Origin of the sequence: Stenotrophomonas sp. SORGH_AS_0321, from assembly GCF_031453215.1 — a bacterium.
In the GTDB taxonomy this organism is placed as follows: Bacteria; Pseudomonadota; Gammaproteobacteria; order Xanthomonadales; family Xanthomonadaceae; genus Stenotrophomonas; species Stenotrophomonas chelatiphaga.
In genome coordinates this window covers 3,378,319-3,390,834 of sequence record NZ_JAVIZG010000001.1, presented here as the reverse complement: position 1 = coordinate 3,390,834, position 12,516 = coordinate 3,378,319, and the positions used below count along the sequence as shown (strand labels likewise).

Genomic DNA, 12,516 nt, shown 5'->3' with positions numbered 1-12,516 from the left:
AGACGATCTGCGAGGTTACCCGCGAATCAGTAGCGGTAATGCTCCGGCTTGAACGGGCCTTCCACCGGCACGCCGATGTAATCGGCCTGTTCCTGGCTCAGGGTGGTCAGCTTCACGCCGATCTTTTCCAGGTGCAGGCGGGCCACTTCCTCGTCCAGCTTCTTCGGCAGCAGGTACACCTTCTTCTCGTAGCTGTCCTTGTTCGCCCACAGGTCGATCTGTGCCAGGGTCTGGTTGGCGAACGAGTTGGACATCACGAAGCTCGGGTGGCCGGTGGCGCAGCCCAGGTTCACCAGGCGGCCGTCGGCCAGCAGGAAGATCGCATTGCCGTTGTCGAACACGTACTTGTCGACCTGCGGCTTGATGTTGATCTTCTGCACGCCGGCCAGCGCGTTCAGCGCATCGACCTGGATCTCGTTGTCGAAGTGGCCGATGTTGCAGACGATGGCCTGGTCCTTCATCGCGCTCAGGTGTTCGATGCGGATGATGTCCTTGTTGCCGGTGGTGGTGACATAGATGTCGCCACGGCCCAGGGTGGATTCGATGGTGTTGACCTCGAAGCCTTCCATCGCCGCCTGCAGGGCGCAGATCGGGTCGATTTCGGTGACTACCACGCGCGCGCCGTAGGCACGCAGAGAAGCGGCGCAGCCCTTGCCGACGTCACCATAGCCGCAGACCACGGCAACCTTGCCGGCCAGCATCACGTCCATCGCGCGCTTCAGGCCATCGGCCAGCGACTCGCGGCAGCCGTACAGGTTGTCGAACTTGCTCTTGGTGACCGAGTCGTTGACGTTGATCGCCGGGATCAGCAGGGTGCCGGCCTGGGCCAGCTGGTACAGGCGGTGCACGCCGGTGGTGGTCTCTTCGGAGACGCCCTTCCAGTCCTTGACCACGCGGCCCCAGTAGCCCGGACGCTCGCTGGCAACGCGCTTGAGCAGGTTCTTGATGACCTGCTCTTCGTGCGAAGCCGCCGGCTCGTCGACCCAGGTACTGCCGTTTTCCAGCTCGTAGCCCTTGTGGATCAGCAGGGTGACATCGCCGCCATCGTCGACCACCAGCTCCGGACCGGTCAGGGTGCCGTCGGCCAGGGTGAAGGTCAGCGCGTCCAGAGTGCAGTCCCAGTACTCTTCCAGCGACTCACCCTTCCAGGCGAACACCGGGGTGCCGGAGGCGGCGATCGCCGCGGCGGCATGGTCCTGGGTGGAGAAGATGTTGCACGAGGCCCAGCGCACGTCGGCGCCGATGTCCTTCAGCGTTTCGATCAGCACCGCGGTCTGGATGGTCATGTGCAGCGAGCCGGTCACGCGCACGCCCTTCAGCGGCAGGGTGGCGGCGTGCTTGCGACGGATCGACATCAGGCCCGGCATCTCGTGCTCGGCGATGTCCAGTTCCTTGCGGCCCCAGTCGGCCAGCGAGATATCGGCGATCTTGTAGTCACCTTCGGTGGAGAAGGTCTTGGCAACAGCGTTCATTCATTGCTCCGGTTGTGGACGAGCGGGTGCTCGTATCTAGCCGGGCGCCGTTTTACATTGCCACCCTCCGAGCCTGGCCGGTTGACCGGTCGCAGCGCCCCTCGGCAGGGGAAGGCCGCCATTATATCGCGGCCCGGGGGGGGCCCAACCATCGGCAGGGGGTGAACGGCGCGGCGGCTGTTAAGGTCGGGTATTCACCAGCATCGAAAGGATGGTCATGAGCAAGCGCGTGCGTCGCACTGGGGCGTTGGAACGGAGTGGTGCTGTCGATGGCCCTGCTGGCGATGACGCCGGCCGTGTGGGCCGCCCCGTCGGCCACTGCTGAATCCACCGCCGTGAGCGGCTATGAGCTGCCTTCGGCCGCGCTGCAGGCGGTGGTGGACCAGCCGCGCGCGCCGGGCCTGTTCCTGTCCCCGCAGCGCGATCTGGCCGCCATGCTGCAGATGCCGCCGCTGCCGTCGATCGAGGTGGTGGCGCAGCCGGAACTGAAGTTGGCCGGCCGCCGGATCAACCCGCGCACGTTCTCCGACAGCCGCTTCAGCTACGGCGCCAAGCTGTGGCTGATGGGCATCAACGATGGCAAGGAACGGCAGATCACCGGCCTGCCGCCGGCGCTGTCGGTGGCCAGCCTGGCATGGTCGCCGGACCAGAAGTGGCTGGCCTTCAACCAGGTCGATCCGGCCAGCGGTGCCAACGAACTGTGGCTGGTGGACGTCGCCAACGCCAGCGCGCGCCGGCTGCGCGGTGAGCTGAACACCGTGCTCGGCGATGGCTACCAGTGGCTTCCCGACAGCCGCGGTCTGCTGGCGATGAGCCGCCTTGGCAACGCCGGCAGCCCGCCATCGCGCGAGGTGGCGCCAACCGGCCCAGCCGTCCAGCAGACCAGCGAAGGCAGCGGCGTGGTGTCCATCCGCACCTACCAGGACCTGCTGAAGAACGAGGCTGACGCGCGCCTGTTCGATTACTACGCCACCAGCCAGCCCACCGAAATCGGCCTGGACGGCCAGGCCAAGGCCGTCGGCGCGGCCGGTGTGTATCTCGGCCTGAGCCTTTCGCCCGATGGCGGCTACCTGCTCAGCCAGCGCGTGCAACGGCCGTACTCCTACGTGGTGCCGGTGGGCAGCTTCCCGCGCCGCATCGACGTGCTCGACCGCGCCGGCAAGCTGGTGCATGCCGTGGCCACGCGGCCGCTGGTGGAAGGCCTGCCGACCGGCAACGATGCCGAAGTGACCGGCGTGCGTGACATCACCTGGCGTGCCGATACGCCGGCCACCCTGGTATGGGCCGAAGCGCAGGACGGCGGGGATCCGAACCGCGAGGCCAGCATCCGCGATGCGGTGCTGATGCAGGCCGCCCCGTTCGACAGGCCGCCGGTGACCCTGGCCCGGCTTGGCAGCCGTTATGCCGGCATCACCTGGGCGCGCGGCGACCTGGCCCTGCTCAACGAGTCGTGGTGGAAGACCCGCCGCACCAAGATCTGGTTGATCGCCCCGGATGAGGCGGCGACCGATCCGAAGCTGCTGTTCGACCGCGATGCGCAGGACCGTTACAGCGATCCCGGCAAGCCGGGCACGCTGCGCGATGACAACGGCCGCGCGCTGCTGCAGACCAGCGCCGATGGCAACAGCATCTACTTCTACGGAGCAGGTGCATCGGCCGAAGGCGACCGACCGTTCCTGGACCGCTACGAGCTGGCGACCGGCAAGACCACCCGCCTGTTCCATTCGCAGGCGCCGACCTATTCGGTGCCGATCGCGCTGCTGGGGGCCGATGCCGCCTCGCTGCTGTTCACCCGCGAAAGCCCGGAGCAGCCGGCGAACTACTTCGTGCAGCCGTTGGGTGATGCGGCCGCTGCACCGCGTGCGCTCACCACCTTCGCCCATCCGCTGCCGCAGCTGCGCGGGGTCAGCAAGGAACAGATCCGTTACAAGCGCAAGGACGGCGTGGACCTGACCGCGACCCTGCTGCTGCCGCCCGGTTATGACCCCAAGCGTGATGGCCCGCGCCCGCTGCTGATGTGGGCCTACCCCGGCGAGTACAAAAGCGCGGCGGCCGCCAGCCAGGTCACCGGTTCGCCGTACCTGTTCAATGCGGTCAGCTACTGGGGCCCGCAGGCGTTCCTGGCCAAGGGCTATGCGGTGCTGGCCAGCCCGACCATGCCGATCATCGGCGAGGGCGACAAGGAGCCCAACGACACCTATCTGGAACAGCTGGTGTCCAACGCGCAGGCCGCGGTGGATGAGGTGGTGCGCCGCGGTGTCACCGATCGCGATCACATCGCCATCGGCGGGCATTCCTACGGTGCATTCATGACCGCCAACCTGCTGGCGCACAGCCGCCTGTTCAAGGCCGGCATCGCGCGCAGCGGCGCTTACAACCGCACGCTGACGCCGTTTGGTTTCCAGGCCGAAGAGCGCAACTACTGGCAGGCGCAGGACACCTATCTGAAGATGTCGCCGTTCAACTACGCCGGCAACATCAAGGACCCGATCCTCTTCATCCACGGCGTGGACGACAACAACTCCGGTACCTTCCCGATGCAGAGCGAGCGCATGTTCGCAGCGGTGAAGGGGCTGGGAGGCACATCGCGGCTGGTGATGCTGCCCAACGAATCGCACGCCTACCGCGCGCGCGAATCGATCATGACGATGCTGGCCGAGAGCGAACGCTGGCTGGAGCAGACCATCGGCAAGGGCGAACGTATTGGCCGCCAGGCGGAAAGGTAGCGGCCAGCCGTGCCCGGCGGAAAAGGTAGCGCCGAGCCATGCTCGGCGAGCGCAGCGGTGAACGGCAGAAGACGGCCAGCGGCCGTCACTACCGGGCAGGAGCAGACGGCCAGCGGCCGTCACTACCAGGCGGGCTTGGCCGTCACTACTGAAACCAACCGTCGGCAGGCAATTGAACTGCGCTAGGCTTGGCGAGGGATCCTTGCTTGAGGTTCGTGCGTCGCCGATGAACGAGTTCCGCAGCAGCATCATGTTCGCCAACCCCGATATTCCCCTGCGTGACGACGTGCGCCGACTCGGCGCACTGGTCGGCGACCTGCTGGTCGAGCAGGTATCGGACGCTTTCTTCGACGATGTGGAAAGCGTGCGCACCCGCGCCATCGCACGGCGCGAGAACGCCTCGCCCCTGTCCGACCTGGCCGAGGGACTGGCCGGCCGTTCGCCGCAGCAGGCCGAAGCGATGGTGCGTGCCTTCAGCACCTACTTCCAGGTGGTCAACATCGCCGAGCGCGTGCACCGCATCCGCCGCCGCCGCGATTACCAGCGCGCCGGCACGCGCGCCCCGCAGCCGGACGGCCTGCAGGATGCCCTGCAGCAGCTCAAGGCGCAGGGCGTAACCCTGCAGGAACTGCAGGACTGGTTGCCGCGCATCGACATCGAACCGGTGTTCACCGCCCATCCCACCGAGGCGGTGCGCCGCGCGCTGCTGGAGAAAGAGCAGCTGATGGTGGCCAGCCTGGTGGACAACCTGGATGGCCAGCGCACCCCCGGTGAGGCCGCCGCCGACGATGCGCGCTTCCGCATGGCGCTGACCGCGTCCTGGCAGACCACCGATTCGTCGCCGGTGCGTCCCACCGTGGATGATGAGCGCGAGCACGTCGGTTTCTACCTGGTGCAGGTGCTGTACCGCGTGATCCCGGTGCTGTACGAATCGCTGCAGCAGGCGCTGGTCGATACCTTCGGCGAAGGCCTGGCCTTGCCACGGCTGCTGCGCTTCGGCACGTGGGTGGGCGGGGACATGGACGGCAACCCCAACGTGGACGCCGGCACCATCCGCAACACCCTGGATGCACAGCGCCGCGCGGTGCTGGCGCAGTACCAGAAGGAGCTGCTGCAGCTGGCCAGCCTGCTCAGCCAATCCACCGAACGGGTCGGCGTCAGCGATGCGCTGCAGGCGCGGCTGGCCGATTATCAGCAGCGGCTGCCGGACGTGCAGTCGCGCCCGCGCCACGGCGACATGCCGTACCGGCTGCTGAACGACCGCATGCGCGCGCGGCTGCAGGCGACGCTGGATGATGGGCAGGGTGCGTATGCCGGGCCGGAAGAACTGATCGATGACCTGCAGCTGATCTTCGACAGCCTGCGCGCCAACCGGGGCGAGCACGCCGGTGGTTTCGCGGTGCAGCGGCTGCTGTGGCGGGTGAAGACCTTCGGCTTCCACCTGGCGCGGCTGGACGTGCGCCAGGAATCCAGCGTGCACGCACGCGCGCTGGCCACCGCATTGGATGGCGAGGCCGCATGGGATGCCCGCGATGCAAGCGCACGCGCAGCCTTGCTGGGGCCCTACGCCAGTGGCGAACAGGCACTGCCGCAGGCCGACGAAGAAGGCAACCAGCGGCTGGATGCGGTATTCGCGGCGCTGGCCGATGCGCGCCGCCGGCATGGCGCCGATGCGCTGGGCAGTTACATCATTTCTATGGCGCATGACCGCGGCGACGTGCTGGCGGTGCTGGCGTTGGCGCGCCGTGGTGGGCTGGTGGACGAGGCCGGCGGCGTGCCGCTGGATATCGCGCCGTTGTTCGAAACGGTGGATGACCTCAAGCACGGCACCGCGACCCTGCGCGACCTGCTGGCCGATCCGGTGTACCGCGCGCACCTGCAGGCCCGCAACGACGTGCAGATGGTGATGCTGGGGTACTCGGACAGCAGCAAGGACGGCGGCATCGCGGCCTCGCGCTGGGGCCTGCAGCGTGCCCAGGTGGAACTGCTCGAGGTGGCCGCCGAAAGCGGTATCGCGCTGACCTTCTTCCATGGCCGCGGTGGTTCGATCAGCCGTGGCGGTGGCAAGACCACCCATGCGGTGGACGCGTCGCCGCGCGGCAGCATCGACGGTCGGCTGCGGGTCACCGAGCAGGGCGAAGTGATCCACCGCAAGTACGGCATCCGCGCGCTGGCGGTGCGCTCGCTGGAACAGGCCACCGGCGCGGTGCTGCGTTCCAGCCTGCGTCCGCGCGTGCCCGAGCCGCGCGAGGAGGCGTGGCGGCCGGTGATGGACGTGGTGGCCGATGCGAGCAGCACCGCCTACCGCGCGTTCGTCGGCCAGCCGCGTTTCATGGATTATTTCCGCACTGCGACGCCGATCGATGTGATCGAGCGGATGACGCTGGGGTCGCGCCCCTCGCGCCGGCTGGGCCAGGACGCGGCGCTGACCAACCTGCGCGCGATTCCGTGGGTGTTCGCCTGGAGCCAGGCGCGCGCGGTGATCCCGGGCTGGTATGGCGTGGGCAGCGGCCTGCAGGCGGCGGTGGATGCGGGCCATGAGGACACCCTGCGGCAGATGGCGCAGGACTGGCCGTTCTTCCGGACCTTCCTGGATGACATCGCCATGGTGCTGTCGAAGGGCGACATCACCATCGCCGAACAGTTCTCGCGGCTGTCCGGCGAGCTGCACGGCAGCTTCTTCCCGAAGGTGGAAGAGGAGTGGGCGCTGACCGAACGCTGGGTGCTGGCGCTGACCGGCCAGCAGTCGCTGCTGGAACACGACCAGCGGCTGGCGCTGTCGATCCGCCTGCGCAACCCCTACGTGGACCCGATCAGCGTGCTGCAGGTGGACCTGCTGCAGCGCTGGCGTGCCAGTGGCGGTGAGGACGAGGACCTGCTGCGCGCGCTGGTAGCCTGCGTCAACGGCGTGTCGCAGGGCGTGCAGAACACCGGCTGAGGGCGCTGTCGGCTGACCCCGTTTCGGTGGGTCACGCCCGTTGGTCGTCACGCTCCTGGCGGTGAAGCGTGACGACCAACGGTCGTCACCCACCCCAGCAACGTCGTCACCTGCCAAAGCAGGGTCGTCACCCACCAGCTCAAGGTCGTCCCGCGTCCTGGCAGGATCGTTATTCCGGCGCTGGTGGATTGGATGCGAGCAGTTCCAGATGGCGTTGTTCCATCTCCTGCCGCAGCTGGCGTCGCAGCAGGGCGGCGGCGTGCCGGCGCTTCTCGTCGGAAGAGGTGGGCTGCAGCGCCGGTACGGCGGTCGGCCGGCCATCCTCGTCCACCGCCACCATGGTGAAGAAGCAGCTGTTGGCGTGGCGCACGCTGCGTTCCAGGATGTCTTCAGCCACCACCTTGACGCCGATCTCCATCGACGAGGTGCCGGTGTAGTTGACCGAGGCCAGGAAGGTGACCAGTTCACCGACCGCGATCGGCTGGCGGAACATCACCTGGTCCACCGACAGGGTGACCACGTAGCGCCCGGCGTAGCGGCTGGCGCAGGCGTAGGCCACCTGGTCGAGCAGGCGCAGCACGGCACCGCCGTGGACTTTGCCTGAGAAATTGGCCATGTCCGGTGTCATCAACACGGTCATGGTGAGCTGGTGGGATTTCAGTTCGGTCGACATGCGGCCATCTTCGCATGGGGGGCCGCGGCCGGCCCCACCAAAAAAGAAGGGCCGCTTGCGCGGCCCCTCGGGTAGTACGTGTTGCGATCCGCTTACTTCAGCTTCGCATCCGCGCGCAGTGCGGCGGCGCGATCGGTCTTCTCCCAGGAGAAGGCCGTGGCGTTGACGGTCTCGCCTTCGCCGTTGAGGTAGCTGAACTCCTTCGGCTTGCGGCCGAAGTGGCCGTAGGCCGCGGTCTGCTGGTACATCGGGTGGATCAGGTCGAGCATCTTGATGATGCCGTACGGGCGCAGGTCGAAGTGCTTGCGGATCAGCTTCTCGATCTGCTCGTCCGGAATCCTGCCGGTGCCGAAGGTGGTGACCGAAATCGAGGTCGGCTCGGCCACGCCGATGGCGTAGGAGACCTGCACTTCGCAGCGGTCGGCCAGGCCGGCGGCGACCACGTTCTTGGCCACGTAGCGGGCCGCGTAGGCCGCCGAACGATCAACCTTGGACGGATCCTTGCCGGAGAACGCACCACCACCGTGACGGGCCCAGCCGCCGTAGGTGTCGACGATGATCTTGCGGCCGGTCAGACCGCAGTCGCCCACCGGGCCGCCGATCTCGAACTTGCCGGTCGGGTTGATGTGGAACTTGGTGCCCTTGTGCAGCCACTTGGCCGGCAGCACCGGCTTGATGATCTCTTCGCGGACGGCTTCGATCAGGTCCTTCTGCTTGATGCCCGGGGCATGCTGGGTGGACAGCACGATGGCATCGATGGCCGACACCTGGCCGTCTTCATAGCGCAGGGTGACCTGGCTCTTGGCATCCGGGCGCAGCCAGGACAGCGGCGAGTTCTTCTTCTTGCGGATCTTGGCCTGCTGCTCGACCAGGCGGTGCGACAGGTGGATCGCGGCCGGCATGTAGCTGTCGGTCTCGTTGGTGGCATAGCCGAACATCAGGCCCTGATCGCCGGCGCCCATTTCTTCGGGCTTCTTGCGGTCAACGCCCTGGGCGATGTGCGGGGACTGCTTGCCGATCAGGTTCAGCACGCCACAGGTGGCGCCGTCGAAGCCGACGTCGGAGCTGTTGTAGCCGATATCCAGGATCACCTGGCGGGTCAGGGCTTCCAGGTCGATCCACGCGCTGGTGGTGATCTCACCGGCCACGATGGCCACGCCGGTCTTGACCATGGTCTCGCAGGCCACGCGGGCGCGCTGGTCCTTGGCCAGGATCGCGTCCAGGACCGCATCGGAAATCTGGTCGGCGATCTTGTCCGGATGGCCTTCGGAGACCGATTCGGAAGTGAACAGGTAGCTGGACATCAGGCGTTATATCCTTTAATTCGGATGGAAAGATGGGCGCGAATGATACACGGCGCGCGTCGCAAGTGCATTGTGGACTGCGACAGGTTGCCGGTGGTTAAGGTCATGTGCCCAGGTGTGAGGGTAGCCGGGAAGCATGACCGGACCGTGGTGGGGCGGGGACATGCCCGGCGAGCGCAGCGGCAGCAGACCGCAGCCAACGCGCGGCTGCTAGCATCGTCCGATGGACTCCCTTACCCAGATCGTACTCGGTGGCGCCGTAGCCGCTGCCATCGCCCCGGCCGGCCATCGCCGTGCCGCCCTGCTTGCCGGTGCCGCGCTCGGCACGCTGCCCGACCTTGACGCGCTGTGGCTGGGCTTCATGGCCGCTGACCCGGTGGCGGTGATGACCGAGCACCGCAGCTTCAGCCATTCGCTGCTGGTGCTGCCGTGGGTGGCCGCGCTGCTGTGGTGGCTGTTCAAGCGCTTCGGCAACGGCCGGGTGGCGCAGTCGCCGCTGCGCTGGTTCTGGGCGATGCAACTGGCGCTGGTGACCCACCCGCTGCTGGACGCGATGACCGTGTACGGCACCCAGCTGTGGTGGCCGCTGCGGCCCTCGCCGGCGATGGGCTCGAACATCTTCATCATCGATCCGTTGTACACCGTGTGGCTGCTGCTGGGCTGCGTGCTGGCCTGGTTCGGGCGAAGCCGGCCCTGGGCCGGCAAGGCACTGGCGGTGGCACTGGTGGTCAGCAGTGGCTACCTGGGCTGGAGCCTGCTGGCCAAGGCGCAGGTGGACCGCGCCGCGCAACGCAGCCTGGCGGCGATGGGTCTGGGCGATGCGCCGCGGTTCTCGGTGCCCATGCCGTTCAATACGCTGTTGTGGCGGGTGGTGGCGATGACCCCCAGCGGCTACGTGGTGGCCGATCGTTCGCTGGTGGCAGACAAAGGCGAGATGCAGTTCGAAGGATTCCCCTCCAACGTGCAGGCGCTGCGCCAGGCGGCGAACATTCCGGCCGTGCAGCGGCTGGAGTGGTTCAATCGTGGCTTCATGCGCGCGCAGGTGGTGGATGGCCGGCTGGTGCTGAGCGACCTACGGATGGGCCTGGAGCCGGATTACACGTTCAATTTCGCGGTGGCTGAGCAGCGCGATGGCCAGTTCCGGGGCATCGTGCCGGAGCAGCTGCGCGGGGACTACAGCAGCCCGGAAGCGCGCGCCGACGTCGGTCGCCGCTTGAGCCTGATGTGGGACCGGATCTGGCACGAGCCGGCGCCCTAGCGCCGCCGTGGTGGGTGACGACGCTGCGGGGGTGACGACGCTACGGTGGGTGACGACCGTTGGTCGTCACGGCCGCGCTGCGCGCTCACCGGGCATGGCGTGGCGCTACCGTCAGGCCGCATCAATAGACTGTCGCGCGGGCCTGCACGAAGGAGAAGAAGAACACTGCGTTCGGATCGTTCTGCACCTGGCGGAACTCGCGGCGCATGCCGTCCACGGTCTCTTCGTCCACCGTACCGGCCTGCAGCAGTTGTTCGGCCGCCGACAGCAGCACCTGCTCCCAGAACGCGATCATCGTCTTGCGTCGTGCCGGCTCGCGGTTGTCCAGGTGGATGGTCTTGATGTCGGTCTGCACGTCGCGGAAGCCGCCGGCCAGCAGCAGGTTGCCCAGCTTGGCACCGACGAACGGATCGCCGCCGTTGTCGTGCTGGAAGTCGTTGAAGGCCATCCAGTAGCGCCAGATGTGCGGCGAATACGGGTCCAGCAGGAACGAGGCATTCATCACTTCGGTGATGTACACCGGCGAACCGGGCGACAGCACCCGGCGCACTTCGCTCAGCACCCGGGCCGGCGAGGGCACGTGTTCCAGCACCCAGCACAGGAAGGCGCCATCGAAGGCGCGCGCGCCGAACGGCAGTTCACCGGCATCGGCGTGCTGCAGCACGTAGCGGTCGCTGCACCACGGCGTCTTTTCCAAGTTGGCGCGTGCGGTGGCCAGCTGCGCTTCGCTCAGGTCCACGCCGGTGACGTGCAGTTCCGGGAAGCGGCGCAGCAGGATCTCGGTCTGGGCGCCCACGCCACTGCCGACTTCCAGCAGGCGGCGCACGCCGGTGTAGTCGATCTGTCCGAAGATGGTCGGCTCCAGCAGGCGGGCCTGGGTCATCAGGCGCTCCTGTTCGGTGCTGGAAAAGCCGTGCAGGTAGGTAGGCGAAGAAATCGGCGGCGTCATGGGGGTATCCGGGTAGCACCGGGCGTTGCCCGGCGTCGAAGTCATTCAGCGGCAGCTGTCTGGCGCGTATCGGCGATCAGGCGATCGAAGTAGTCGGTGGTCAGCGCGATCTGGCTGGCGGGGTCTTCGGCCCGGTTCACCACTGCGCGGAACGCCGCGTTTTCCGGGCGATCCTTGGCATACCACCCCAGGTGCTTGCGCGCGATGCGCACGCCCTGCGGCTCGCCGTAGAAAGCATGCAGCGCCTGCAGGTGGCCGAGCAGGATGTCGCGCACTTCGGACAGCGGCGGCGGGGGCAGTGCTTCGCCGGTGGCCAGGTAATGCGCCACTTCGCGGAAGATCCAGGGACGCCCCTGCGCGGCGCGGCCGATCATCACCGCGTCCACGCCGGTGACGGCGAGCACGTGGGCGGCTTTGCGCGGCGAATCGATATCGCCATTGGCGATCACCGGGATGCGCAATGCCGCCTTGATCGCGGCGATGGTCTCGTACTCGGCCTGGCCGGTGTAGTGCTGGTCGCGCGTGCGGCCGTGCACGGCCAGCGCCGCGATGCCGCTGTCTTCGGCGATGTGGGCGATGCGCGGGCCGTTGCGGTGGTCACAGTCCCAGCCGGTGCGGATCTTCAGCGTCACCGGCACGTCGACCGCGTTGACCACCGCGCTGAGGATGCGCGCCACCAGGTCTTCATCGCGCATCAGCGCCGAGCCGGCCCAGGCGTTGCACACCTTCTTGGCCGGGCAGCCCATGTTGATGTCGATGATCTGCGCGCCGTGGTCGACGTTGTAGCGTGCGGCCTCGGCCAGTTGCTGCGGTTCGGTCCCGGCGATCTGCACGCTGATCGGGTCGGGCTCGCCGTCGTGGTCCATCCGGTGCAGGGACTTGCGGGTGGTCCAGAAGCGCGGATCGGAGATGGTCATCTCCGAAGCGGCCAGCCCCGCGCCCAGGCGCTTGCACAGCAGCCGGAACGGCTTGTCGGTGACGCCGGCCATGGGCGCCAGCACAACGTTGGGGGCAATGGAATAAGGGCCGATCTGCATGCGGCCATTGTAGTGCGGGCGCGCAGGCCGGGCTGCTGCCGGGAGCGCCCGGTTCAGGCCAATCCGGATGGGGCTCATGCCACACCGGCATCAGCAGATGCTTGACGGTTGCTTCCGCCGCCCCCAGGCACGGGTCATGGTGGGCGGCTGGGTGTCCCG

General features: G+C 67.5%; 8 protein-coding genes and 1 riboswitch. Of the genes, 3 read left to right on the top strand and 5 right to left on the bottom strand.

Translation table 11 applies throughout. The features are described from left to right. Positions 1-26: 26 nt before the first annotated feature. The gene (gene ahcY / locus QE373_RS15330) at positions 27-1,472 is read right to left on the bottom strand and encodes an adenosylhomocysteinase (protein WP_309688077.1); all 1,446 of its coding nucleotides are present in this window, start codon (positions 1,470-1,472) and stop codon (positions 27-29) included. A 35-nt stretch (positions 1,473-1,507) separates the two neighbouring features. Beyond that, positions 1,508-1,581: riboswitch (S-adenosyl-L-homocysteine riboswitch) on the bottom strand. 160 nt (positions 1,582-1,741) lie between these two features. Between ahcY and QE373_RS15325 the strand changes: the two genes are divergently transcribed. Both QE373_RS15325 and ppc read left to right on the top strand, forming a co-directional pair. After that, positions 1,742-4,198 carry a prolyl oligopeptidase family serine peptidase gene (locus QE373_RS15325; RefSeq protein WP_309689856.1) on the top strand — a complete coding sequence of 819 codons (2,457 nt, stop codon included), beginning with the start codon at positions 1,742-1,744 and terminating at the stop codon, positions 4,196-4,198. Between the two features lie 226 nt (positions 4,199-4,424). Continuing rightward, positions 4,425-7,136: a phosphoenolpyruvate carboxylase gene (gene ppc / locus QE373_RS15320; protein ID WP_309688073.1), complete on the top strand. Its 2,712-nt coding sequence runs from the start codon at positions 4,425-4,427 to the stop codon at positions 7,134-7,136. A gap of 169 nt (positions 7,137-7,305) precedes the next feature. On the opposite strand, the gene QE373_RS15315 is transcribed toward ppc, so the two are convergent. Further along, positions 7,306-7,809, bottom strand: a complete 504-nt coding sequence (locus QE373_RS15315; protein WP_057507832.1) for an acyl-CoA thioesterase — start codon at positions 7,807-7,809, stop codon at positions 7,306-7,308. A 92-nt stretch (positions 7,810-7,901) separates the two neighbouring features. Beyond that, the gene (metK, locus tag QE373_RS15310; protein ID WP_309688069.1) at positions 7,902-9,113 is read right to left on the bottom strand and encodes a methionine adenosyltransferase; all 1,212 of its coding nucleotides are present in this window, start codon (positions 9,111-9,113) and stop codon (positions 7,902-7,904) included. A 223-nt stretch (positions 9,114-9,336) separates the two neighbouring features. On the opposite strand from metK, the gene QE373_RS15305 reads away from it, so the two are divergent. Then, entirely contained in the window at positions 9,337-10,371 is a 1,035-nt protein-coding gene (locus QE373_RS15305; protein WP_309688066.1) for a metal-dependent hydrolase, read from the top strand. 121 nt (positions 10,372-10,492) lie between these two features. On the opposite strand, the gene QE373_RS15300 is transcribed toward QE373_RS15305, so the two are convergent. Both QE373_RS15300 and dusB read right to left on the bottom strand, forming a co-directional pair. Continuing rightward, entirely contained in the window at positions 10,493-11,320 is an 828-nt protein-coding gene (locus QE373_RS15300) for a methyltransferase domain-containing protein (protein WP_309688063.1), read from the bottom strand. A 41-nt stretch (positions 11,321-11,361) separates the two neighbouring features. Further along, positions 11,362-12,357, bottom strand: a complete 996-nt coding sequence (gene dusB, locus QE373_RS15295; protein WP_309688061.1) for a tRNA dihydrouridine synthase DusB — start codon at positions 12,355-12,357, stop codon at positions 11,362-11,364. Positions 12,358-12,516 lie beyond the last annotated feature (159 nt).